20 protein-coding genes and 1 CRISPR repeat array are annotated in these 24488 nt (G+C 37.6%); of the genes, 4 read left to right on the top strand and 16 right to left on the bottom strand.

What is annotated here, in order from left to right; translation table 11 throughout:
* Positions 1 to 27: 27 nt before the first annotated feature.
* Genes HCJ30_RS01520 through wsfD form a run of 5 tightly spaced genes read right to left on the bottom strand, consistent with a single transcriptional unit; the run spans position 28 to position 7182 of the window.
* Entirely contained in the window at positions 28 to 882 is an 855-nt protein-coding gene (locus HCJ30_RS01520) for a diguanylate cyclase domain-containing protein (RefSeq protein ID WP_185390686.1), read from the bottom strand.
* Between the two features lie 13 nt (positions 883 to 895).
* Positions 896 to 2941 (bottom strand): cellulose biosynthesis cyclic di-GMP-binding regulatory protein BcsB, encoded by a 2046-nt coding sequence (locus tag HCJ30_RS01515; RefSeq protein WP_185390685.1) that lies wholly within the window; start codon positions 2939 to 2941, stop codon positions 896 to 898.
* 15 nt (positions 2942 to 2956) lie between these two features.
* On the bottom strand, positions 2957 to 4207 hold the full coding sequence (locus HCJ30_RS01510) for a glycosyltransferase family 2 protein (protein ID WP_185390684.1): 1251 nt from the start codon (positions 4205 to 4207) through the stop codon (positions 2957 to 2959).
* A 10-nt stretch (positions 4208 to 4217) separates the two neighbouring features.
* Positions 4218 to 5714, bottom strand: coding sequence for a DUF2334 domain-containing protein (locus HCJ30_RS01505; RefSeq protein ID WP_185390683.1), 1497 nt, complete (start codon positions 5712 to 5714; stop codon positions 4218 to 4220).
* A complete protein-coding gene (gene wsfD, locus HCJ30_RS01500; RefSeq protein WP_185390682.1) occupies positions 5707 to 7182 on the bottom strand; it encodes a glycan biosynthesis hexose transferase WsfD in 1476 nt (491 codons plus the stop codon). The genes HCJ30_RS01505 and wsfD overlap by 8 nt, the downstream gene beginning before the upstream one ends.
* A gap of 238 nt (positions 7183 to 7420) precedes the next feature.
* On the opposite strand from wsfD, the gene HCJ30_RS01495 reads away from it, so the two are divergent.
* Together HCJ30_RS01495 and HCJ30_RS01490 are read left to right on the top strand one after the other, a co-directional pair.
* Positions 7421 to 8161 carry a MerR family transcriptional regulator gene (locus HCJ30_RS01495; protein ID WP_185390681.1) on the top strand — a complete coding sequence of 247 codons (741 nt, stop codon included), beginning with the start codon at positions 7421 to 7423 and terminating at the stop codon, positions 8159 to 8161.
* A gap of 172 nt (positions 8162 to 8333) precedes the next feature.
* Positions 8334 to 9995: a SulP family inorganic anion transporter gene (locus tag HCJ30_RS01490; protein WP_185390680.1), complete on the top strand. Its 1662-nt coding sequence runs from the start codon at positions 8334 to 8336 to the stop codon at positions 9993 to 9995.
* 44 nt (positions 9996 to 10039) lie between these two features.
* Here the strand turns inward: HCJ30_RS01490 and HCJ30_RS01485 are convergent, their stop codons facing one another.
* Together HCJ30_RS01485 and HCJ30_RS01480 are read right to left on the bottom strand one after the other, a co-directional pair.
* A complete protein-coding gene (locus tag HCJ30_RS01485; RefSeq protein ID WP_120138280.1) occupies positions 10040 to 10483 on the bottom strand; it encodes a DUF2798 domain-containing protein in 444 nt (147 codons plus the stop codon).
* A gap of 106 nt (positions 10484 to 10589) precedes the next feature.
* The gene (locus tag HCJ30_RS01480; RefSeq protein WP_003726690.1) at positions 10590 to 11342 is read right to left on the bottom strand and encodes a MurR/RpiR family transcriptional regulator; all 753 of its coding nucleotides are present in this window, start codon (positions 11340 to 11342) and stop codon (positions 10590 to 10592) included.
* A gap of 201 nt (positions 11343 to 11543) precedes the next feature.
* On the opposite strand from HCJ30_RS01480, the gene HCJ30_RS01475 reads away from it, so the two are divergent.
* A complete protein-coding gene (locus tag HCJ30_RS01475; protein WP_026749764.1) occupies positions 11544 to 12860 on the top strand; it encodes a 6-phospho-beta-glucosidase in 1317 nt (438 codons plus the stop codon).
* Positions 12861 to 12891: 31 nt separating this feature from the next.
* Here the strand turns inward: HCJ30_RS01475 and HCJ30_RS01470 are convergent, their stop codons facing one another.
* Both HCJ30_RS01470 and HCJ30_RS01465 read right to left on the bottom strand, forming a co-directional pair.
* Complete coding sequence (locus tag HCJ30_RS01470; protein ID WP_185391560.1) at positions 12892 to 13896, bottom strand: ROK family transcriptional regulator; 1005 nt, start codon at positions 13894 to 13896, stop codon at positions 12892 to 12894.
* Between the two features lie 131 nt (positions 13897 to 14027).
* Positions 14028 to 15443, bottom strand: a complete 1416-nt coding sequence (locus HCJ30_RS01465; protein WP_185390679.1) for a DHA2 family efflux MFS transporter permease subunit — start codon at positions 15441 to 15443, stop codon at positions 14028 to 14030.
* A gap of 146 nt (positions 15444 to 15589) precedes the next feature.
* Here HCJ30_RS01465 and HCJ30_RS01460 point away from each other — a divergent pair, with 146 nt between their 5' ends.
* On the top strand, positions 15590 to 15958 hold the full coding sequence (locus HCJ30_RS01460) for a DUF1304 domain-containing protein (RefSeq protein ID WP_185390678.1): 369 nt from the start codon (positions 15590 to 15592) through the stop codon (positions 15956 to 15958).
* 168 nt (positions 15959 to 16126) lie between these two features.
* A CRISPR array of direct repeats spans positions 16127 to 17317; the repeat unit is 29 nt; unit sequence ATTTACATTTCATAATAAGTAGTTAAAAC.
* A 197-nt stretch (positions 17318 to 17514) separates the two neighbouring features.
* Here the strand turns inward: HCJ30_RS01460 and cas2 are convergent.
* The 7 genes from cas2 to cas6 all read right to left on the bottom strand — a co-directional run bounded on the left by cas2 (position 17515) and on the right by cas6 (position 24374).
* On the bottom strand, positions 17515 to 17793 hold the full coding sequence (cas2, locus tag HCJ30_RS01455; protein WP_003721310.1) for a CRISPR-associated endonuclease Cas2: 279 nt from the start codon (positions 17791 to 17793) through the stop codon (positions 17515 to 17517).
* A gap of 4 nt (positions 17794 to 17797) precedes the next feature.
* Positions 17798 to 18079 (bottom strand): CRISPR-associated endonuclease Cas1, encoded by a 282-nt coding sequence (cas1, locus tag HCJ30_RS01450; RefSeq protein WP_311769834.1) that lies wholly within the window; start codon positions 18077 to 18079, stop codon positions 17798 to 17800.
* Entirely contained in the window at positions 18076 to 20259 is a 2184-nt protein-coding gene (gene cas3 / locus HCJ30_RS01445) for a CRISPR-associated helicase Cas3' (protein ID WP_185390677.1), read from the bottom strand. The genes cas1 and cas3 overlap by 4 nt, the downstream gene beginning before the upstream one ends.
* 69 nt (positions 20260 to 20328) lie before the next feature.
* Positions 20329 to 21111, bottom strand: coding sequence for a type I-B CRISPR-associated protein Cas5b (gene cas5b, locus HCJ30_RS01440; protein WP_185390676.1), 783 nt, complete (start codon positions 21109 to 21111; stop codon positions 20329 to 20331).
* Positions 21089 to 21958 carry a type I-B CRISPR-associated protein Cas7/Cst2/DevR gene (gene cas7i, locus HCJ30_RS01435; RefSeq protein ID WP_185390675.1) on the bottom strand — a complete coding sequence of 290 codons (870 nt, stop codon included), beginning with the start codon at positions 21956 to 21958 and terminating at the stop codon, positions 21089 to 21091. Before cas7i ends, cas5b begins: the two co-directional genes overlap by 23 nt.
* Positions 21948 to 23636 carry a type I-B CRISPR-associated protein Cas8b1/Cst1 gene (cas8a1, locus tag HCJ30_RS01430; protein ID WP_185390674.1) on the bottom strand — a complete coding sequence of 563 codons (1689 nt, stop codon included), beginning with the start codon at positions 23634 to 23636 and terminating at the stop codon, positions 21948 to 21950. The genes cas7i and cas8a1 overlap by 11 nt, the downstream gene beginning before the upstream one ends.
* Positions 23637 to 23651: 15 nt before the next feature.
* Entirely contained in the window at positions 23652 to 24374 is a 723-nt protein-coding gene (gene cas6 / locus HCJ30_RS01425; protein WP_185390673.1) for a CRISPR-associated endoribonuclease Cas6, read from the bottom strand.
* Between the last annotated feature and the right edge of the window lie 114 nt (positions 24375 to 24488).

The raw sequence follows: 24488 nt of genomic DNA, 5'->3' as shown, positions 1-24488 counted from the left end.
TCTAATTATAGAAGGTAACTCTCTTTTTTACACGTCATATTCTAATTCTTTTGTCGCTAAATCGATAAAATCAAGTGGTGTCTTCACTTTTTCGCTATCAAATTGGCTTGTTCCTATGCGGAGTTCTAGCTTCACACGGTACTTCGCGGCGAAATCTTCGGTGTTCGCTTCAGCAATGCGGCTTTTAATTCGGTCAGCAACTAATTTCCCGCCCGGTTCGTCTGTTAGAAGCAAGAGGCCCCAAGTCGCATCATCCTTGTCTAGCAAGTAAAGCACGTCACTCGTCCGAATACAGGATTCTAAAATCGCCGAAATATCTTGTAACGCTAGCCGCATTTCTTCTTCGCTTTGGAATCGTTTCAGTTCGCGCCAATGACGTACTTTGATAACCATGAGTGATAATGGCAAATCATAACGGCGCGAAATGCTAGAAAAAATCCGCTCATCATTTTGGAAAGAAACGATATTTTTTAGTAGCGTTTCTTGATCAATCGTGCCTAAATACAAATTTTGCTGTTTAATTTTCGTATTTTCTTCTTGTAGCCGCGACGTATTTCTTGTAAACATCGCACTTGCTACCGTGAAAAGCGGCGTGATAATTAGCCAATAGTAACTGCCAACGCCATACGCAATTTGATTTGCCACAATTTCATAAATAATGTAAGTCGCATAAATAAAAATATAGAGGACATTCAAAATCAGCCCCAGTGTTAAATTCGTAAAATAAGTGATTACTACAAGTAAAAAAGTAATATTTAGCAAGATAATGTTTCGCAAATATTCATCCGGCGTATTAATCATAAAGCCGATCGTGATGAAACAAAGCAAGATGAAAAATAAAAAGCCAATATCTGCAAATAAGTTATTCGTCATTTTTTTCATTTTTATTTCTCCCTCACTTCCGGCGATATTTACGCAAGATTAGTAGGACAGCAACAATTAGGATAACAACCGTCAGAAGCGCGAATGCTCCAAACACGGTTACTTCTTTGTTATTGCTAATTTTCGTCCCAAAACTTTCTTCTTTTGTATCTGCTGCTTTTTTAAATCGGTAGGAATGAATCGTGTTGTCGGTATCAACTATGGCGCCATCTCCGTAAATTTCCGCTAAATTGGCTTTTGTTGCGATTAAGTCAGAACCGAGCTCGGTTTGTTTTGCGCCCGGACCAGTGACTGCGAGAATCGGCATGCCATCTGAAGTGATTAATTGTACGCTACCAAGTTGTTTACCGTAATTTTTTTCGATAGAGATTTTTTCGTTGGAAAGGAAATAGCTTCCCGATTTGTTGTATTGGAAATATAGGTCGTCATTGGCGTTTTTAATAACGGGATTGTTGTTCATTGTGCCAACTGCGATAATATTCGAGCCATCTTTCGGCTTTTTCCAGTTTGCAGCGTGCATCGCAGTTAAATCGCCTCTATTTCCGTCATGGAAGCGGCCAAGCAGATTGAAAATATTTGCTAATGAGTCAGTATCTTCTGTCGTAAGCTCATCCGGAACAACGACCACTGCATTGTTAAAGTCACCGTCAGCAATGAATGGGTATGGATATTGCTCAAAAAGTAAATCTGTTTCTTCGCTTGTGTTTAAGTTAATAACAGATTCTGGCGTGATATAGGCCCACGGAATTTCGGAATCCGCAATAAAACCACAATAATTATTCGTTAGAACTAAATCGAATGCCACGGTAACTGAAAAATCACCTTTGACATTTAAATCGCTCGGAATTTGGAAGGTTACTTTATCGTCATTCGCTTTTTTAGCGGAAAGTTTTTGACTGCCGATTGGTTTGCCGTTCACTAAAATTGTTACTAACGAATGCTCGAAATCCAAGTTTTGTGCGTATCTGAAATCAAGTGATACTTCGGTTCCTGTGGAGGCACTTCGGTTGGCCGGCATACTGATAAAATAATCTTGAGTAATGTGGCCAATTCCTTTTAGTTTGTCGCCAGTTGTTGTTAGTTTGGTGTTTTTGTCGACATTATTTGCTGGAGTATCGATTTTTTCGTCTCTTGTTAGCCATTTAGTATTTGTGCCAAGCTGACTCAAGTAATTTTGGTTGGCGATTAACTTCCCGGCTTTTTTAAGTGCATCGTTTGATTTGGACATAATCACTAGAGTGTTCGTATTTCCTACTGTCACTACTTGGAAAAGTGCTTGTTTTTCTAGTTTTTTATCGTCTTGTATTTGCGATTTTAGGTCATTCGGCAAATTGTCGTAGCTCGAAAAAAGAACGACATAGTTTTTACCATCGCGCGTTTTCGCTTCTTCGTATTGACCAAATGCGATATTTTTATCTTCTAACGTGTTCGCCGCAGAAAATCCAGAAAGCCCTTCAAGTGCTGCGCCAAGTTCCGCGTCGCCAGCTTTATTTGAAATGGCTACTACGCCTTGTCCACTTTTCACCGTATCAATCCCAGTGAAACGTTCGCCAAAATCCGCAATTGTTTTTTGGAAAGCCTTATCAGAATACGATACATTTACCGCACTCGTTTTATCGAATTGCAGCCAGTTTGCCGGCGTGTCGTCAATCGTACAACGACCATCAGGCAAATCAGTGTAGACAAAACTTTCGATGGATAGAACATTTACGCCTTTTTTCAGCTTATCTTTCGGAATTTCGATTTCAATTTGTCGTGTTCCTTTGTCGGTTTTATCTGGTTTAAAAGAATAAAACGCGACATCATTTATTTTCAGCGTCATTGTCGAAACTTCTTGTTCACTCAGCTGGGTAATTGTGTAAACAAGCTTCACATTTGCGTTTGAAACGTCCCAGTAATTTTCCACCGTGAAGTTTTGTTTCGTTGTTGTGAATTTCCCTTGGGCGGTTTTATCTGTTCCAAAAACGGTTTGATAATTTTTATCTGCTGCGAAAACGTCTGGCCTATACAGAAATAGTACGGCGAACATAAGCAGCCCGATTACAGCTAATTTTTTCATTAGGCACTCTCCTTTTTAGAAACGCTCGGTTTTATACCATTTGGTTTCCCTTTTTAGTAAGGTATCTTTTAAGAAAATAAAGAATCCATATGCGGCGACCACCATCCAAAGCTGGCAGTACGTCACATACATCAACATAATAAATAACACATTCGAAAAACTAATTTCCCCTTTTTCCGTGGTAAGTGTAATAAAAGTACCTGCGACAAAAAGTAAAATAGCAAGTAACCAAAGCGCCCCGCTAAGTCCGGCAAGCGTCGTATGTACAAGTCCGAGCGCATATAACACAAGTAAAACATCACTAACAATCAAGGAAGTTAATAATAAAAAATAAATCGATAAAAAGTACAAAATATCAAAGCGAACGCGTCTACCTTCTCGTTTGAAAAGTAGCGGCACATTTTTTAAAATTACGTAGATATTGCCTTTTGCCCATCTGGAGCGTTGTTTAAACCAGACTGGCAAAGTTTGTGGTTCCTGTTCCCAAGTGACCGCCTTTGCTTGAAATTTGATGCGGTAACCCATCATGTAAATCCGGAAACTAATTTCGGTATCTTCGGCGACAGCTTTCACGTCCCAGCCACCGATTTCTTCTAGGAGCGACCGTCTCACAATAAAATTGGTACCGGGAATCGTGCATAGCTTGAACAGCGCCCATCTGCCAGCCTGAGCCATCCACTGAAAGCTTAGCGTTTCGATATTAATAAAGCGTGTGAGCCAGCTGGCGTTTCGATTCCGCGTCCTGAATTTACCAATAACCGCGCCAAGTTTCGCATCATTCGTAATTTCGCCAACCAGAATCCTTAGTGCCTGCCGTTCTGGCGTATTATCCGCATCGTAAATCGCCACCAGTTCACCGCGACTTTCCGCAAATCCGATATTGAGCGCATTCGATTTTCCTTTTCCGCCCGTGATGTTATCGGTATTAATAATTTTCAAAAAGCGTGTCGGATTTTTCGCTTGAATCGCCGCCAAAAGTTCCGCACTATTATCCGAAGAATTATCATTAATCACAATAATTTCATAACGATCGACCGGATAATCAAACGCCAGCAGCGACTCCACCGTTTTCACAATAACTTTTCCTTCATTATGGGCCGGCACCATGACGGAAACAAATGGCACTTCCGCTGCTATTTCTGGGACTTTGCGCGCTTCGTTTTTCAAATAATAAACATATCCCGAAACAATCAACACGATATTAATCAATAATAGCCCCCAAATACATACCACCGCGAATAATGCTAAATAATCTGCAACAACCATTTATTTCACCTCATTTCATATATTTTTTCATGTAAAGCCGGTATCCAAAAACAAATAAAACCCCAATAATACCAAGCGAAAGTACAATAACTATCGTGAAAAAGGTATTTTGATAGCCGAAAAATCCTTCTAAACTCCCTGCCTGTTTCACCGTTTTCGCATGGGTTTTAATATATTTCAAATCACCATCAAGTGTCACCGATTGATGATTGATATACAGCGAACCAGCGCTTGATTCAATCGTGTCTATGCTCGTTTTTACCCCATGATCTTGAAATCTAACATCACTAATATTGTCGTTTGCAAGTTCATCCACTGCTGCATTAAGTGCTTTTTCATTCTTGAAAAATGAGTAAGTGACCGCGATGTCGACCGGGAAATTTTTCTTACCCACCATCGTTTCATAAAAATCACTCGTCACACTATACGGCGACTTTTCAAATGCGCTACCATTGTTCTTTTTCGTCGTATGAATAATTTTTTGATTCGGCAATAAAATCCCCGTATTAAACGGCGCAAAGCCTTCCACGCCATACACTTTGTCAAAATTCCAGTATAATTCCGCTGTAACCCCAACCGGAGCCACATCATTTTCAGCGAAGAAATGCACGGATTTCTGGACGATGCCTTCCAATTCTCCCGGCGGACTATCTCCGTACGTCACTACTGGAACATTCATCATAATAGTGCCGTTTTTCGCCTGAACGTAGCGCAAAATCTCGGCATAATTTTTCGCCGCTTGGAAATCTTGATTATAAAAAACAGGCCCGGCACTCACAATAAATGGAATCCCTTTCGCATAAAAAGTATCGGCTGTTTTTTTAAGTAAATCAAAGTCGACAAATGGGTTCACGTCTGTGATAAGCGCATATTGGTTGGATGTCGTTTTAATGTCGAACACGGCTTTGAGTAGATTCATTAAAGCAAATTCGCTCGTGTTGTCGGCTTGGAAAATTGGCGCGTAAGCATAGTTTCCCGCTCGAACGCCGTATGTCGCTTTACCATTTTCCGCCGCATCCATTTCGCCAAATCCTTCTCCTTGAAAAGAAGTAATGAGATTGGTTTCATTTATGAGCTGTGTTTTCCCAGTCAGGCCTGCTTCCGTTTGAAAAGTGATAGAAGTATCTGTAATCGGCTTCGTTTTCAGCTGTAATTTATCCGTTAAAAAGGTTGGTGGATTGGTGCCAATATATGCGATTTGCGCCTTGCTTTTCGCCAATTTATCCGCCCATTCATCCGTTAGCCCATCTTGTTTATTTTGCAACACGATAATTTCACTCGCTTGGCTCAAATCCGGATTTTCTTCCCAAGAATAAATCGTCACCCGTTTGCCCAAACTATTTAGCATTCGCAGCAGCGAGTCGATATTTCCCTCATTCTCCGTCCCTTTCGCCAAACTATCATAAAAAACGACCACATCACTATCCGCTTTTGCCGCAACAGGACGTTCGCTTACCATTAAAATCACGAACGCAAGCAGAAGACTAATCAGCATTTTTTTACGCATTCCGCTCACCCCGTTTCTTCAAGTAAACCTCGAGCAGTGAAGCCGCACCAATCAACATCGTTAAATCAAAACAAACATTAAATAGGAAATTATGCTTCGTCAAATCCGCTTCCCCGTCACCAACAATCGTCACCAAAATCACTGCAAACCCAGAACCAATCAGCAACACAACCAAATCAAACAGCAACATCCCACGAATATTCTTCTCACGGAAATGTTTAAACGCACTCACTCCATAACAAATCAGAAAAACAAGCGCCCATAAAATTAAAAACGTGAACTTCGCCGGAGCCAATTTTTCTTTTATATCACTATAAGCCGAGAAAAAATGCGTTTTCTCTTTAAATTCATACCCCGTCGCCTTCTCAAAATTCCCCATCTCGAATGGACGAATCGAAAAACTATTTTGCGCGGATAAATCAAGCATTTTCCCGAATTGTTTCGGATTTTCCAAATAATAACTTAAAACCGTGACAAAATTATAGTTAGGATAAAATTCCTTTTCCATCAACGGCGAATCCAAATCAACCATTTTATATTTTTGATAAAAATTCGTTCCTTTAAGCAAAGCGAATTCCGAGTTCATCCCCATTTCCTCAAGCGATTTCTCCGGATTTTCCGAATCAAGCAACACCCCACGAGTCATGGTTTGATACTGATTTATCGTCACAAACTCGCCAGGAATAAAGACGTACATCACTACCCCGCTCATGAAAATCACAAAAAAAGTCGCCGCAGCCGAAATCCGGAACGCTCGATTTTTCCGAATAAAAAACACGAGTATTCCGCAAACCGCGATAACAACCGCAATCGGCGCATTCTGCTGTTTAGCCGTAATTAAAATAATAGAGGCAACAAAAATCAAGCCTAGCATCGCATAATCATTGTATTTATGCTGATATAAAAGCAAAAATCCCGCCGAAATATACAGCATCATAATCAAAATAAGTCCTTCACTGAAAAACGAATTAAAATATGCCGTATAAGCCGTATCTGCAAAAATAAATACTGTCAGCGCAGCAACCACATACCCCGGCCAGCCTTTCATTTTTGCCGTTAAACCCGCGACCAACAAATAAATTGCCGGCAAAAGAAGCACTAATTGCAAGCCTCCCAAAAAGCGTACATCAAACACCGTAGTTGACCAGAAAAGCTTATTTAAAAGAAGCGCTATTTGGATAAAAATACTTTGTGACGAGTATATTGCCACTTGATTTTCATTAAAATACTGATAAATCCCAAACTCTTTCACAAAATGCCCAAATTGCAGCGCATCATAATTCGTATTATTAACAAATAACCCATTGCTCGAGAATATCCGAAAAAAGTCTCCATTGTCAGCCATACCAATATACGGCGGCACAAACAGCGCTATAATCGTGATAATAAAAACACAAATAACCGCAAATATTTGCGGTGTTAGATGTTGCCATAGCCACACACTAATGGATTTAATTTTTCCCCTCATGATGCTATCCCCTTCATATTCTCGATATACCAATGTCACAAATTCGACACATTTATATTTCATTATACGAGAATGTTCCCTTTTTTTCCATGCTTTTATTCATTTTGTTAAAAGTTGTCGGCTACAACTTATTTTCTTTCAACACTTTTCCACCAAAAGAGTTATAATAAACACAAAATCATGCTTGACTATCACGCCGCGTCATACTTTATAGTGAAAACAGAAGGAGGAATCATTCATGCAAACAAAAGAATTAGCTGAACTCACTGGTGTAAGTGTGCGCACGCTCCACCACTACGATACAATCGGCCTACTCGTCCCCCAAAAAGACGACTGGAATGGCTATCGTATCTACTCAGAAAAAGACGTCGACAAATTACAACAAATTCTTTTCTTTAAAGAACTCGATTTCCCTTTGAAAAAAATAAAACAAATTCTTGATGACCCTAACTTCGATAAAGAGGCCGCGTTAGACTTGCAGCGCTACTTATTGCTAGAGAAAAAAGGCCGAATCGAAGCCATGCTAGCAACACTCGACCAGACCATCAAGAACGAAAAAGGAGAAATAACAATGACAAACAAAGAAAAATTCACTGGTTTTGATTTTTCCTCCAATCCATATGAAGAAGAAGCAAAAAAACTTTGGGGCGATAAAGTAGTAGAAAAAGCCAATAAGAAAGTGGCCAATATGACTGAAAAAGAACAACAATCTTTAAAAGAAAGCTTCGATGCCGAATTTCGTCAGTTAGCTTCTGTTCGAAATTCCAAACCCGAATCTAACGAAGCCCAACAAGCTGTGGCTCATTTTTTCCACTATTTGAATGATACGCATGGTAATATTTATTCCTTAGAAGCTTTTGCCAATCTCGGGGAAATGTACATTGCCGATGAACGTTTCACTAAAAACATCGACCAATTTGGCGAAGGGCTATCCGCCTTTTTAAAAGAAGCCATGCACATTTATGCAAAAAACAATTAAAAAAAGCCACGATTTCCTATCAAGAAATCGTGGTTTTCCATTGAAAAAGTTGAAAAAATCCACATAAAAGAGGATTGGCGTAACGAATAACGGGGTAAATAGTATAAGATTTCATTAATAAGTAGCAATGCTGTAGAATAAGAAATAAAAATACATTTCAAGGGAGGAACTTATGTTTAAACACATCTTACTTTCACTAAATGGGTATAAAATATCCTATTTACGAAATGATGTCATTTCCGGAGTTGGTGTTGCCGCACTGACAATTCCCGTTGCAATGGGCTATGCACAAGTAGCAGGACTACCGCCTATTTATGGCTTATATGCGTCATTTTTACCGGTAATTGCCTATGTTATTTTTGCCAGCTCACCACAACTTATTTTCGGGATTGATGCAACGGCAAGTGCAATCGCAGGATCAATTATTTTAGGAACAGCTGGACTTACGGCTGGATCTAAAGAAGCCATTACGCTCGCTCCGATTCTCGCATTCTTTTGTGCCGTGTTTTTAGTTCTTTTCTCCGTATTAAAATTAGGACGTTTTGCAAAATACATATCTGCCCCAGTTCTTAGTGGATTCATTTCTGGACTTAGTGTTTCCATTATTATGGGTCAAATCCCTAAGATAATGGGCCTAAAAGAAAGCGGAGATAGCTTCTTCTCTAGTCTAGGCATTATTTTCGGCCAGTTTTTCCAGTCCAATTGGATTTCATTTGCTATGGGTATCGTAACCATTATTATCGTTATTACGTGCAAAAAAGCTATTCCAAAAATCCCGATGTCGCTCGTTGTTTTAATTCTCGGGACGATGGCGGCTTATTTCTTCAAATTAGATCAATATAATGTGGATATCGTTGGTAAAATCCCTGTTGGCTTCCCGTCATTAGCGCTTCCGGATTTTGGCGCTAGTTCATGGGCACTCGCTATCGGTGGCGGGCTCGTCTGTGCCATCGCTACATTCGCCGGTTCGCTTTTACCAAGTGAAAGTTTTGCGATGCGTAACAAGTATACAATCGATGACAACCGCGAACTATTTGCTTACGGTATTTCCAATTTTGTTGCTGCATTTTCTGGATGTTCTCCTGCCAGTGCCAGCGTATCAAGAACTGCTGCTAACGAACAATTCCGTGGTAAAACACAAATGGTGTCGATTGTTGCCGCAGTCATTATCGCGCTCATCGTTGCCTTCCTAAGTGGCTTGCTTTACTATATGCCACAACCAGTTCTTTCCGGTATCGTGTTTGCTGCGTTAGTTGGAATTATTGATGTGGATGTGTTAAAAGGATTGTTCCGCGTTTCTCGTCGTGAAGCAACTGTTTGGATTGTTGCAGCACTTGGAACCCTTTTAGTTGGCGTAATTTTCGGGGTATTACTTGGAATTTTCCTATCATTCATTAACGTAGTAAGTCGTTCGATGAAATCACCAATTGCGATTCTTGGCGTAATCGAAGGCCGCCACGGTTATTTCGACTTAAAACGTAAACCAGAAGCAAAACCAATTCCAAATGTCGTCATTTATCGTTATAGCGCTTCTCTTTTCTTCGGTAACTTTAATAAATTCGCAGACGGTTTAAAAGAAGCTGTCCAAGAGGATACAAAATTAGTTATTTTTGAGGCAAGCGCGATTATTAATATCGACACAACCTCAACAGAATCAATGAAAGACTTGCTAAAATGGCTCGACGATAAAGGCATTGAATATTACTTCGCCGACCTCATCGACCATTTGAAAACAAGCTTTAGAAAACACGATCTTGGCTACATTATCGATAACGGCTACACGAAGAAAACCGTGGAAGACGCACTCGATGCTTATAACGCCAAACAAAAATAAGAAAACGCTTAGCCGGGCCTAAACTCGACTAAGCGTTTTTCATTTTACAAAAGGGCAAAAATTCGCGGACTAATTAACCGCACAAACGGTGACACGATAAAAATTTGCAAAAATAAAGCGACAAAATAATTGCGTAAAATAAGAACGCCTAAATGACTCCATTCGCCTTGGTTTACAATCAGGCTAAGCGTTGACATAAGTACACACATAAACGTAACCATCAACAATTGCATCATAATGATCTTTTTAAATTTTGAAGCATCTTCACTAACCAAAAGGGCGTGCAGACGATACACAATTTTTCCGACAACAAAAAAGTCTAATAAAAATCCAATAAAAAGAAACGGGACAAATGCTTTTAAAACAATCAATAAAGAATCTGTACCAATACCATTTTCAAGAAAGATATTATAAGAGCTCATGCATAAAATCATCAAAGAACACATAATAAGTGTAAAAACGACCTTCTCTTTCATATTACTGTACATAATTTCACCTCCAAAGAACTATCGTAGCAAATTAAAAAATTCTTCGTAAGTGACAATTTTGTTACAAAAAAAGTTTTGCTCGGAAATCCAAGCAAAACGTAGCTTTTTACATTTTTTCTTTATCAATTTGCGTTCTTATTTCCCGGGCAATATTTTCAATTGTATATAGCGCCGGTAGTTGGGACGTGATATTCGCTTCTTGATACATTTCCTTATTAATATAATAAGCGATGTTCGCGTCAGATAGCCTTGCAATAGTTGATTTCGCACTATTTGTAATCGAAATTACTTTACAATTTTGCGCTTTCAGTTGGTGAATGTAGCGAATGATGTCTTCATTTTCCCCTTCCACCGAAATCGCAATCATGCAGATTTTATCGGATAATTTGCTTGATAAATGGTAAAACGGGTGGTTAAGCGGATCTTCAATATGTAGCGCCAGCGTAAATAATGACGAAAAATAAATCGCGCCATATTCAGCAATTACGCCCGACGAACCCACCCCAGCAAATAAAACAAGTTCGCGGTCACGGAGGATTTCCACTGCGTTTTGAATTTGCGCTTTAAACTCCGGTTGCGCCGTCCGTTTCAGAAAATCAATATAAGTCGTTTCATCCGCCATATCAATTTGCGCCAACTTCTGCTCTTCCAAATAAAGCTGCAACTTCACGCGAAACTCCGAAAAACCATTACACCCAAATTTTCGGCAAAAACGCAGAATCGTTGTCGTACTCACATGCGCTTCCGTCGCCAAATCACGAATCCGCATATACACAACTTTATCTAAATTCGCCACAATATAATTATAAATATCTAATTCCGTATCATTTAATTCCAAATTTTTATCCAAAAAAAGCATTTCCGCACCTCTTTTCGCTTTATTTTACCATGTAACACCTCGTTACTCAAATGTGACAAGTTCCTATTTAGAAAATCCTTACCTAAACCTAACCAAATACTAGCTATTTCTCCATAAAATTCCTATACTATAACTGTGAGAAGAAAAGGTGATACCAAATAAGTAAGCCTTTTCAAAAAAATATCCTTGGAGGTATAAATAATGACTAAAGGTATTAAAATCGCGACTATTGGTGGCGGATCAAGTTATACACCCGAACTAATCGAAGGATTTATTAAACGACAAGACGAATTACCAGTTCGTGAACTATGGTTAGTAGACGTAGAAGCTGGTCGTGAAAAATTAGAAATCGTTGGTAATTTAGCAAAACGTATGGTGAAAAAAGCTGGCGTTAACATGGAAATCCATTTAACACTAGACCGCGAAGAAGCACTTAAAGACGCTGATTTCGTAACAACACAATTACGTGTAGGTTTACTAGATGCACGTGTGAAAGACGAACGCATCCCGAATTCATATGGCGTAGTTGGTCAAGAAACAAACGGACCAGGCGGCATGTTCAAAGGACTTCGCACAATCCCAGTTATTTTAGATATTTGTAAAGATATGGAACGCCTTTGCCCAGATGCTTGGTTAATCAACTTTGCTAACCCAGCAGGAATGGTAACAGAAGCAGTTCTTCGTTACAGTAACCAAAAGAAAGTTGTCGGCTTATGTAACGGCCCTATCGGCATCGAACGTAATATCGCTGAAACTCTAGGCGTAGACGTTTCTGAAATTTATGTAGAATTCGTTGGTCTAAACCACATGGTATTCGCGAAAACTGTTTATCACAATGGCAAAGACGTAACAAAAGACGTTGTTTTCAAAATGACAGAAGATGAAGCTGGCTCAAGCCTTAAAAACATCAACGCAACTGGCTGGGACAAAACATTCTTACGTACACTTAACATGATTCCAATCGACTACTTACGCTACTACTGGCAAACAAAACAACAACTGGAAGACCAAGCTCGCGCATACGCAGAACATGGTACTCGTGCAGAAGTTGTTAAAAAAGTAGAAGCGGAATTATTCGAGCTTTACAAACAAGAAGAACTTGCTGAAAAACCAAAACAATTAGAACAACGCGGCGGCGCTTACTACAGTGAAGCAGCATGTAACCTAATTAACTCTATCTACAACGACAAACGCGACATTCAAATCGTTAATACTCGTAACAACGGTGCCATCCTTGATATCGACCCTGATTCCGCAGTTGAAACAAACTGTGTTATCACTCGCCAAGGCCCAATCCCACTAGCAAGCGGACGCCTTCCAATCGCGATCAACGGCATCATCCAAGAAATCAAAACGTTCGAGCGCCTAACAGCCGAAGCAGCAGTTACTGGAGATTACGACAAAGCCCTTTTCGCAATGACAATCAACCCACTAACTCCAAGCGAATCTGTAGCTCGTGAGATTCTTGACGAAATGTTAGAAGCGCATAAAGAGTATTTACCGAATTTCTTTAAATAAGTAAAAAAGAGCCTGTCAAAGGGCTCTTTTTTTATATCCGCCAATCCGTCATATTATTCTCCAAATAATCAATCCCAAACGCCAAAAGCCCAATCCGATAATCCGTCGTAAACTTACGCGACAACACAATCTCCGGCAAAACCGCATATGGATAAACTTGCTTTAATTCTTCCGTCAGTTCCTCGGTGAAGTCCTTCTGCCCAAAATAAAAATTTGTATAGAGCACAATCGTTTCCGGATCATAAAAACTCATCGCGAGCAGCACCATTTTACGAATATGCGATTTAATCTCATCCACCGAAAAATCAAAATTATCCCAGTCCACCTGAAGCGGCATATGCTTAATCTCACCAGCCAGCCCATTTTGCCCTTTCAAAATCTCGCCATTCATCAAGAGCCCCGCACCCGGTGGAAAACGTTCCGGATAATAAAGCCCCACAATATTGTCCTCTTTAACCGGTCGATTTTTATACCCTAAAATTGCCGCATTCGTATCCGTCTCAACCAACACCGGCAAATTCACTTCCGCCTCCAGAGTCTCCCGCAATTGCACATTTAAAAGTAGCGGAAAGTCCATCGCACGCAACTTGCCGCCAATCTCAATTCCCGGCACCCCAATCACAACACAAGAAATCTTCGGAAAAGCGCAAACAAGATCTTTCGTATTCCGTTTCAGCGCATTAATATCCAAATCCTCCCCAGACATGTCCTCCACAAACTCCGGCTCACCAAGCAAATTATAGACCGAAAAAGAATAAGTAATTTTCTTCCACTTTTCTTGCAAACTAATAACCAACACTTGCTGAAAATTAGGATTAATTTCATACGAAACAGCTCTTCTTCCGCCAGTCACAACCGAACTATCTTGTTCTAAAATTTCTTCATTTTCCGCTAAATCACGAATCAACTTATTCACCGTAACCACGCTAAGCCCAGTCACTTCAGCGATTTCCGCTTTCGTCATCGCGCCTTGTTGCCGTAAAATCGACTTGATATTTTTCTTATTCAATTCTTTTAAATCACGAGGAATTGCCATCATCAACCGCTCCATTCGTAAAGTTATTAAATAAACTTTATAAACTATATTTACTATCATTTTAACCACTCAGAATCCATTTGTCAAAACAAAAAAAGAACCTCTCATTACGAGAAGTTCTCTTCGCTTTATTATTTAGCTCTCCGAATAAATAATGAACACAGAAGACCAATACAAGCCATAATTAGCCCAAAGACAAAGGCATTTTGAATTCCGGCCGTCAGTGAAGCAACCATTTGTTCAGGTCCCATCCCCTGCGCCGTTTCCATATAAGCTTTTTGTCCAGCTGACATGATCGTAATCGCAACAGCTGTTCCAATCGCACCGGAAACTTGTTGCAACGTGTTCATAATCGCCGTGCCATCAGGATATAATTTTGGTGGCAATTGGTTTAATCCGTTTGTTTGTGCTGGCATCATGACCATCGAAATCCCAATCATTAACACCGAATGAAGCACGATGATGGTTAATGCAGATGTTCCAACTTCTATTCTCGTTAAGAAAAATAGTGCCACAACCGCTACGATAAACCCTGGGATAACAAGTGCGCGCGGGCCGTATGCATCGAACAAACGCCCAGTAAATGGTGACATTAAACCATTCAGCACCCCACCCGGAAGTAATACTAATCCCGCCGAAAATGCCGCGAGCGCTAAACTATTTTGCAAGTATAGCGGTAGTAAAATCATCGTCGAAAGAATCATCATAAAGCTGATAAATACTAAAATAAGTCCTAATGTGAACATTGGGTATTTGAATACTTTCAAGTCCATTAAAGGTTTTTCCATTGTTAGTTGGCGCCAAACAAAGAGCCCAAGTGCAAGTCCACCAACGATAATTGAAACTAATACCGTCGCGCTTCCCCAACCACTTTCTCCCGCACTACTAAAGGCAAATACAACTCCACCAAAACCTAGCGTCGAAAGAATAATCGATAAAATATCAATTTTCGGCTTCGTAACAACCGAAACATTTTGCATAAATTTCATTCCGAATAATAACGCAATAATAAGGAATGGCAAGGAAATCCAGAAAATCCAGTTCCAAGTCAAGTTTTCTAAAATTAGTCCTGAGATTGTCGGACCAACTGCTGGTGCAAACATAATTACCAGCCCGATCATCCCCATTGCCGAGCCACGTTTATGCTCTGGGAAAATCAGTAAAATCGTATTAAACATTAATGGTAGTAATAGCGCCGTACCTACTGCTTGCACTATACGCCCAATCATTAACATCGCAAACGTTGGCGAAAGCGCCGCAATCAGCGTACCAGCAATCGAAAAACTCACTGCTGTAAAAAATAATCCTCGTGTCGTAAACCATTGTAAAAGTAATCCCGAAATCGGTACTAATATTCCAAGCGTTAGCAAATAACCTGTCGTAAGCCACTGCACTGTCGCTGAACTAATATCAAACACCTGAATCAAATCACTAAGCGCCATGTTAAGAGCAGTTTCACTGAATAGCCCAATGAACCCCGCCATCAAAAATGAGGCAATAATCGGTATCGGCCGAATTTTCTGCCCACCTGTTGCTTCTTGTTGCATATAGTTTCCCCCTTTTCAGACTAAAAATTAAGTAGTCTACGTTTGATATTACGGAGATTTCACCAATAAGTCAACGTTTCAAGCTCTATTTTTACGAAAAATTTACAAGCTATGCTATACTTCGAAGTAGAAAAGAGGGATTTTTCATGGCCATTTTAGCATTTATTTTAACCTTCATCGTAATGATCGAGCATATTTACATAATGATTTTAGAAATGTTTTTCGCCAATACCAAACTCGCAGCCAAGACATTTGGTGTGGAGAAGGAACTACTTGCGAATAAGAAAGTGCAGACGCTGTTTGCGAATCAAGGGCTTTATAATGGCTTTCTTGCGGCAGGGCTTGTGTGGGGAATATTTTTCGCGGGAGCTGGAATGGCGGAAACTGTGCAGATTTTCTTTTTGAGTTGTGTGGTTGTGGCAGCGCTGTTTGGCGGGCTGACTTCTTCTAAAGGAATTTTAGTGAAACAGGGCTTGCCGGCGGTTTTGGCGTTGGTTGTGGTTTTGTTGGTTTAGGTGTTATGGGAAAAGACTTGGATTGGGGTCCAGGTCTTTTTTATTTTTGGAGTTTGAATGTTGAGAGGAAGTTTATGGTTTCATGATAAGTAGTTAAAACCCGGTTCGGTCACTGATAAGCTGCTGTACCTGGTCGATTTACATTTACACAAGCAATGATGAAGCATGATTTACATTTCATAATAAGTAGTTAAAACTGAGTTCAGAAATGAAGCGATTAGGCTTTCTTGTATTTACATTTCATAATACGTAGTTAAAACAGACTCTAATTTAGAACCAACATTAGTTTTAGAAGAATTTACATTTCATAATAAGTAGTTAAAACGGTATGCCGTAGTCGCGAGCGTTTAGTATTTTGAAAATTTACATTTCATAATAAGTAGTTAAAACATTCCGCCGAATTACCCACAATTGCGATAATTCTATATTTACATTTCATAATAAGTAGTTAAAACTTCATAGACTTTGTAGCATCTAGTGTTTATAATGTATTTACATTTCATAATAAGTAGTTAAAACAAGATATAGCATTTGATAGTCGTTTGTTTTCAAGTTTATTTACATTTCATAATAAGTAGTTAAAACGATTAAAAGAGACATTTGTAAATGCGTTTAAATCGAATTTACATTTCATAATAAGTAGTTAAAACGCCTTTAAAAAAATATTAACACGAATTAGATACTAAATTTACATTTCATAATAAGTAGTTAAAACACAGCTCCATTGGCCCTTCTTTGCGGTCACTGGTATTTACATTTCATAATAAGTAGTTAAAACCTGAGAATGGCTTTGTAGAGGGATTCTTATTTTTAATTTACATTTCATAATAAGTAGTTAAAACATTGTTACACCAGATGGTACAGTTCGTGCTAAAAAATTTACATTTCATAATAAGTAGTTAAAACTTAACATTATAACACGGAGTATAATTAAAATGAAAATTTACATTTCATAATAAGTAGTTAAAACAGCAACTTTAAATATTGCTTCCACAATCTTATCGAGATTTACATTTCATAATAAGTAGTTAAAACAATTCACCTTCTAAGATTTTGAACCAAATTGAAAGCATATTTACATTTCATAATAAGTAGTTAAAACATTATTGAACTTAAGATGGTACATAAGTGATTAATATTTACATTTCATAATAAGTAGTTAAAACGTAACATCTTTAAAACATCACCTACAGAACAATAATTTACATTTCATAATAAGTAGTTAAAACAGTCCATCCACCTTTTTCCGGACGTGGATTTGCAGATTTACATTTCATAATAAGTAGTTAAAACTTACTTTACGTGGTGTTTTATCAATTGTATAACCAGCATTTACATTTCATAATAAGTAGTTAAAACCCGCTCTATTTTACGCCTACTCCCATCATAACTCAGGTCACTATTTTTGTCGACCTCTTAAAAATTGCGTAAAAATCATAGCTTATCCCTTCAGATTTCGGCTAAAAAGCTTCAAACTCTTTCTCCCCCAATGATTTCCCTAAATCTGTCGAACCCCACTATTTTTCGCACTACTAAAGGTCGACAGACCGAGAACATCAAAAGAAATTAGAAGTTTTTTCATCCGTTAATCCCCAAAATTCTTTTTCTAGCCACCTTTGTTGCCTACTAGAAAAAACAATTACTGAATCTTGATCATCTCGAATATACTTATCTAACTCCATCCTTAACTTAACTAAAAGCGCCGGAGTTATTTCACCTTCAAAAACTGATTTTTGAACATGAGTTAAGTACTTTTTACAAATCTTAAATACATTTCTCCAGACTTTTGCCCCACCGTTTTCTATTGAAATATCATAAATTAAAATTACATACATATCTTCACCACCAAATTTTAAATGCTTCGTATTCTTTATCATTCATTAAATGCTTTACTAATTTATAACATTCTAAGCGAATTAGATGACGATAAGATACACTTCTTCCTAAATCCCGATGTTTAATTGTTTCTTTCATACGCAAATCATACGCTTGTAATACCTTTTGCCGAGCTGCTTTTTTCATATAGCAAAAGTTAGCCTCTTTTTCAAAATCATCTTCGGTAATAATATGTTTGTTTAACAAACTAAAAATAATCCGATCAGCAATTAAAAGAGAGCTCACTGCATAAAAATCCCTATCTCATCCGAATAACCACATTTAAACTCAATAACACTCTCATAACGGTTTATTTCACGCACAACGCCCTCGCCTTTTTTATAAAGATAATCAGGAACACTCACCATAAATTCAGCTAAATTGGTTCTTGCAATCATTTTCTCTTTTGTTGATATTTCTTTGGAAGTTTTGCGAAGCGTAGCAAAATAAGAATTGATTTCTTCCGCATTATCTTGCCAAACTTTTTCCGGAATAACAGAAACCGAATTAATGTTTCTAAATCTCGTACGAACATCCGCTTTATCCATTAAATAACTGTCAAAAGCTTTCACATAGTTTATCTTTCTTATTAATTCTTTATAAAATTCACTCCCACGCAAAGCCTCTGTTGAATAAACCCGCTCCACCAGCTCCATTTTCTTCTCTTCTGTCAAAACGCCAGCATGCTCATTCAAAATCGTCTTAGAATTTCCAAATATCAACTTATCGATAAAAGTTCCAACTCCTGAACAAACTTTCGCCCCACCATCAAAAACATAGACATTCGTATCCACATCCAACGACCGGTTTCGATAGCATCTACCCATCCGCTGAAACAGCCCATTCACATCCGACAACTCGGTGAACAGTAAATCAAAATCAATATCCAAAGAAGCCTCCACGACTTGCGTTGCCACCCAAATACATTTTTTCGTACTATTTTTTTGCCCATCTTTAAAAATTGCTTTTTCTTTAGCTGAGCGATCTTTTTTAACAAATTGACTATGAATGAGATGAATTTCTTCACCTTGAAAATGTGATTTTAACTCCGAATAGATTTTTTTCGCTTTATTAATAGTGTTACAAATAACTAAAATTCGATTATTGTTAAAAAATGGTTTAATAAATTCACTTTCAATCTCTGTATGAACCATCTCCATGCTATGCCGAACCCGCGACGATACAAATTTCTCTTTTGGTTGGACAAAATTAACGCCGTTTTCTAAAAGTAAATCTGTCACTATTCCCGGTAAAGTCGCCGTCATAATGCAGAACTTCCCACCAAATTTATCAATATAAGACAACCCTAAAATTAGATAAGCTAATAAGTCTGATGAGTACATCTGGATTTCATCAATAATCACTTTGGAATAAGATAGAGTGGCTAATTTATGCTCAAAACCAGCATAACGAAAGACAAAATCAAACAATTGATCGAGCGTGCAAATAGTTACAGGTAAAGACATTTGCCTCGTCCGCGTATAATATTCATCAATATCCATCTCTGTATTTCCCTCGTGCAGCAAATACTGACTATAAGTTTCCGAATGAAGTAAACCGACTCTCTCGGCTTGGTTTGTCGTAACAATATTTTTCGTGATTCGCTCATAAATCGCATTGATTGCCGTGCGCAGTGGCAGCGTGAAAAAGCCTTTATTATTCCCAAGCCAAAGCAGCCCAGCCTCAGTTTTCCCCATGCCAGTTTCAGCAATAACGACGATATTATCATTTTGATGCTGCATCATACATTTTTGCAAAGCGTTCCAATCAGCTTCTGGATTTTCCGTTTTAAAATTAGCTAGTTGCACTTCCATCGAATTCATCAAAAAATCATTTTCAAGTTCTACATCAATTCCCCCACTTGCTGCAAAATCAATCCGATTGAGCAAACCTTTTAGCAAAACGTATTTTTTGAATATTTCTGCGTCCGCTGCGGAATTACCTTCAAAAATTCTGGATCCTGGGTAGAAATACAGCATTTCAACTTCACTACTATATTCCGCATTTCCTCCTAGCCGACTGTAATTAAAATTCGTCCACTGCTCTTCTAATCTAATAATTTCTTTTTTCCACTCTGAATCAGAAAAATCATATTTCCTTTCATGATGTCGCGCAATCGCCTGATAAACAACTTTAATTTCATCCTCCGAGTATCCCATTTCTTCAAGTTTACTATCTGGAACAAATGCAACAGACAAATAACCATGCGGAATTTCTTTACCTTTACCAGAAGCATTACCTAATTTCGTTTGGAATAATAGATTCATTTTCCCTAAATCATGTAGTAAACAAACTAATTCTAGTAAATACCAATCTATTTCCACAGCTGGGTATAGTTTTTTTAGTCTTTGATAGTTTTTTAATAAATTATCCGTATGTTCTTGAATTGTTTCTTCTGGATTAGATTTCGCTAAATATTTATGCATCTCAGGGCCACTCCTTATACAAAATCCCCTTGAACACAGTGCATTCAAGGGGTAATTGTTCGTTATTTATTACTCCTCTTCTTCAATAAAGACTAAGTAATCATCTTCATCAAAAAAGAAAACATCTTTCTTAGAGACAAAAATTCTACTTGAGTAAATAACATCTTTCTTTCGCCACTTACGGAAAAACTTGGGTGCTTTTTCCGTTCCATGATTAACTCTTTCATATTTTTCAGTTAGCAAATACCTTGTACCTAGCAGCTTATCGCGACCAACCGAGCTTTCATGTGATTTGAAATGAATAGAATTATTTTCAGTGAGCGAGATTGGCACATAGGCATTGTAACCATCTGATATTTCTGTGCTTTTCGAGGGCTGCTGTTTCTCCACGTCCACAACAGCTACCTCTTGAATAGTCGCAATATCCTCGCGGCGACCTAGTGATGGAAATTCGATAGGTTCTTTAAATGCTTTTTCGATGATTGGTACAAGTGATGAGTCTTCGGGAATGATGTGCAGCAGTAGTTCTAAATCCACAAGAAGCTCTACCGTTGATACACCACGACTCACACCATAATCACCTACTTTGATTTGGTGACGAGTGGCATCGTAATTCAATCCATTTTTAAATTCATATCTCGTCGCTAAATCATTCACCTTCGAAAAGTACTTACCTTGAATACTAATTTTCATTTCATGATAGCTCGTAAAACCACAAAGCGTATGAACCATCCCGATTACAGTTGAATAAGGTGGTAAAGGATACGTTTCTTTTAATTGAAAACTAGTTGGTTTTTTAAAATTCACCAAATCTTGCCAAAGTTTTACTCTAATTGCTTTCATAGTAAGCATCAATCTTTCCTTTAATATCGTTGAAGAATGCTGGTACAGACTCTGCTTTTAGTGTTGCTTTCACTTCATCAGAATTAGCAAATTGCCCGTCAATAATACCCACTTTCGTATTTTCTTTAATATCTTCATACGTGAGTAAATCTTCAATATTTTTAATAACAATTTTATTATCTACCACATCTACAACATTTTGGAAAACTGGATTTTTCACGTCATAAACTCCACCAATGATGAAAAGTGGTTTTAAATCTTCCCGACGTCCGCGAATGTCACGATATAAGAACGCCACTGTATCCATCAATTTCTTCACACGACGAGCTTTTTCTTTATTATCAATTTCAATATTTCCGTCAATACCAATTTGGTCTAAATCAATTGTGATTGTATAACGATAATAGGATTTATGGATTTCTGCTTGTGCGATATTCATATTTTCATTTAATTTATCAGCTTGCCCTTTATTAGTTAGGAAATCCAAATCACCTTTAAATGTTTCAAGCGAAATGGCATTAGATAAACGGACTTTTGCAGAACGTTTTTGTCCACCGCTTCCTTTTTCTGTTTTAAGGTAACCGAAGAAATCTAGTTCTGGAAAATCTGTAATAGTCGCCTCACTCAGGAATTGAATGACTTTCTTATCGCCGCCACCTTCCGCCTTTACAGGAGCTTCTTTCTCTCCAATTTGATCCATTAAGTTGTAGCGAATTGCTTGGCGAGAAATATATGTATATTGGTCACCGTTATTTCTAGAAATCTTTTTAAGTGAAGAAATATTACCAAGAGACTCCCCGTAGTTAGCACTTTCTGCTTGGAAAATGATTGTCATTGCTAGTCCTTTATTTTTCATCTGTGTTTCCCCCGTCTTCTTTTTTAGTTTTCTCTCCACCCACACCGAGCATAAATGCATAACCTACTGATTTAAAAGCTTCATCATTCGTAAACACATTCATAAATACATTCGGAATTGGCTTAGCTAAATAGGAATAACTATTCAATAAAGTATCCATAAATCCATCTTTATCATTTACTTTTAAAGAATTTAATAATTTGTACGTTATTCCCGAAATTTTATTTTCTGATTTTTTGGTAACGTAACCTTCTTTAAATTCTGCACCACAATTTTGAACGAACCATAATTGTTTTTGAGAAATATTTGTCATCACTTCAATCTCCTTCAAAAATTTTGTATTTATATCTAATATCCCTGAAACATGTCCCATATTGTAATACAAACCATTCACATTAGTTTGCTTATAATAGATTAATTTATGAATAAGTGTAAATAAGTTTTCATTGTTCATTAAATGTTGGATAACCTCTTTATACAAATTAATATTCAAATTACCCTCTTTATAACCACAACGAATTAAACTTTTCAATATTCCCTTTGAATCATTTACAATATCCAACATTTTTTTAGAAAGTATATTGAAACGATAGTGCTCATTTTCATACCTGACTAACTGAATGTCTGCAAGTTCATAGCGTCGATTATTTTCGTGCTCCATCGTAATAGACTCCACAAGTGCTCGATAAGTATTAGTTGAATTTATTCCATCTTTGTTAAAGTGCAAGATAGAATTCCGAATACGTTCATTGACGCGATATAATTCATCCACACCATAAGAATCGTTGACAAACATACCTTCTCCGTAAACATACGTAAATCCAGCAGGAACACACGAATAAATCAATCGACAAACTGGGCAAGTCGCTACATCATTGTTAAAATCCCATACGTGGGCAGTTTTTCTTGCAGTATCAAATCCAACTTCATTCATAAAACTAAGATCTAATTTCAAATTCTTAATTGGTTGATTACAGCTGAAACAATTATATTTTGCTTTAGACAAATCTGTATCTAAATATTCTATTATTGGATCAACAAAGCTAGTTTTGTAATCTAAATAAGGATCCATAATTTTTGTTTGTTTCAAAAGGAAAGATATTCCTGACCACCCTTTATTAATAACAGAATAAATCAGATTCTTTGCAGCTAGATATTGGAGACCTTTGTCACTCGCACAAAAATCAATAATAGCATCTAATTGAGTATAATTTTGCTTTACTTTTTCAATTATATCCGCCTTCACATCTTCCCATTTTTGTTTTTTAGTCAGATTAATCGTATTTAAATTTTCTAGCCATTTATTTACATCAGCTTTGGAATCAATTAACGAAAACACCTTGATGTAATTAGCCTTCTTCAAGTAAAACTTCACTACATCTTTCACATATTTATTTAAATTATCCAAGGCTTCTTCATCAAAAGAAGCAAAATCCTCCGCTCTAAATCGTTCCATTGTATCTTTATAGGAAACGATTTTAGACCAAGATAATGTTTCTTTATATTCTTTAATGAAAAAATTAAAATACTTAGTTTCAAAATCCTCTAACAAATCTGCTGTAAAATAAATCGCTTGTCCATCAATTCTTACATTTTCTTTTCCAACAATATTTAGAAAACCTACTAAACCTGCGTTTATCAGCCAATCATCTGCTCGTACTTCTATTTCTGTCTGCATCCTTCCACCTCCAGTCTAAAGCTGCTCGATCATGCCAAACCCCGATCCTGTCATCGTCCCAAGCCCATTCTCCACCAAATACTTCTGCAAATAAGCCTCAGCCTCCAATTCAAAAATCCCGACCGAGCTTTCAATATGTATCTCGTGGCAATAAACAACTACTTTCTTCATCGAAATTGGCGTTATTTTCAATTTCTCCAAATCATAACGAGCTTGCTCACCAAATGCATCCATTAAATAAGGCAATATATTTCTTTTCAAAGTTGGCTCAAATTCCTCATCCTCAAAACTGTAAAACCAATTCTTGAAAGTTTCTCTATCATGAGCTCGACTAACCAGTGGTGAAAGCGTTCTCAAAACTGTCCGATTGCCGATAATTTTTTTCTCCGGGACTATTTGGATGTTTTTTACCGTAATATGATTCCCAGCTCCAAATAAAACTTTGCTACCTCTCAAACTGATCAATGCGTTATAAAAAATGACTCCCGTTTCCGCATCTCCCGTTGAAAAATTAATAATACAATTCGCTTCATCGAGCTGAATTTCTGCCCCTTTATTTCGAGGTTTGGGCAGATATACGGAAAACGTATATTGCTTATGTTTATTCCCGCCAAACAAATCCTCATATCTCTCTGGACTTGATTTCGTAATCCCCGCTTTGAACAGACTAACAACTTTACTTTGAAAATCTTTTGGGATTATTTTAGAATCAAAATCACAATTTATCTTTAATCTCATTGTGTCTCCACCTCCAATCTTTAAGTTAAATTTAACACAAAAAAACGCCCAAATCAATTGCAAATAAAGGCTTTTTAATAGTTTGTGTTTTTTCGAACATTTAGCAATAAATTT

The organism is Listeria cossartiae subsp. cossartiae (genome assembly GCF_014224155.1).
In the GTDB taxonomy this organism is placed as follows: domain Bacteria; phylum Bacillota; class Bacilli; order Lactobacillales; family Listeriaceae; genus Listeria; species Listeria cossartiae.
Note: the sequence above shows the minus strand (reverse complement) of the source record. Positions and strands in the feature narration are given on the sequence as shown.

Bases quoted from the DNA above. Each gene is read 5' to 3' on its own strand.
- cas5b (WP_185390676.1), bottom strand. From the start codon at position 21,111: ATGCTTACTATGAAAGCAATTAGAGTAAAACTTTGGCAAGATTTGGTG.
- HCJ30_RS01510 (WP_185390684.1), bottom strand. From the start codon at position 4,207: ATGGTTGTTGCAGATTATTTAGCATTATTCGCGGTGGTATGTATTTGG.
- HCJ30_RS01515 (WP_185390685.1), bottom strand. From the start codon at position 2,941: ATGAAAAAATTAGCTGTAATCGGGCTGCTTATGTTCGCCGTACTATTT.
- HCJ30_RS01465 (WP_185390679.1), bottom strand. From the start codon at position 15,443: ATGCAACAAGAAGCAACAGGTGGGCAGAAAATTCGGCCGATACCGATT.
- HCJ30_RS01485 (WP_120138280.1), bottom strand. From the start codon at position 10,483: ATGTACAGTAATATGAAAGAGAAGGTCGTTTTTACACTTATTATGTGT.
- cas8a1 (WP_185390674.1), bottom strand. From the start codon at position 23,636: ATGCAGACAGAAATAGAAGTACGAGCAGATGATTGGCTGATAAACGCA.
- HCJ30_RS01495 (WP_185390681.1), top strand. From the start codon at position 7,421: ATGCAAACAAAAGAATTAGCTGAACTCACTGGTGTAAGTGTGCGCACG.
- HCJ30_RS01505 (WP_185390683.1), bottom strand. From the start codon at position 5,714: ATGCGTAAAAAAATGCTGATTAGTCTTCTGCTTGCGTTCGTGATTTTA.
- HCJ30_RS01480 (WP_003726690.1), bottom strand. From the start codon at position 11,342: ATGCTTTTTTTGGATAAAAATTTGGAATTAAATGATACGGAATTAGAT.
- cas6 (WP_185390673.1), bottom strand. From the start codon at position 24,374: ATGAGATTAAAGATAAATTGTGATTTTGATTCTAAAATAATCCCAAAA.
- HCJ30_RS01470 (WP_185391560.1), bottom strand. From the start codon at position 13,896: ATGGCAATTCCTCGTGATTTAAAAGAATTGAATAAGAAAAATATCAAG.
- HCJ30_RS01460 (WP_185390678.1), top strand. From the start codon at position 15,590: ATGGCCATTTTAGCATTTATTTTAACCTTCATCGTAATGATCGAGCAT.
- HCJ30_RS01520 (WP_185390686.1), bottom strand. From the start codon at position 882: ATGAAAAAAATGACGAATAACTTATTTGCAGATATTGGCTTTTTATTT.
- cas3 (WP_185390677.1), bottom strand. From the start codon at position 20,259: ATGCATAAATATTTAGCGAAATCTAATCCAGAAGAAACAATTCAAGAA.
- wsfD (WP_185390682.1), bottom strand. From the start codon at position 7,182: ATGAGGGGAAAAATTAAATCCATTAGTGTGTGGCTATGGCAACATCTA.
- cas7i (WP_185390675.1), bottom strand. From the start codon at position 21,958: ATGAAAAATAAAGGACTAGCAATGACAATCATTTTCCAAGCAGAAAGT.
- cas2 (WP_003721310.1), bottom strand. From the start codon at position 17,793: ATGTATGTAATTTTAATTTATGATATTTCAATAGAAAACGGTGGGGCA.
- HCJ30_RS01490 (WP_185390680.1), top strand. From the start codon at position 8,334: ATGTTTAAACACATCTTACTTTCACTAAATGGGTATAAAATATCCTAT.
- HCJ30_RS01475 (WP_026749764.1), top strand. From the start codon at position 11,544: ATGACTAAAGGTATTAAAATCGCGACTATTGGTGGCGGATCAAGTTAT.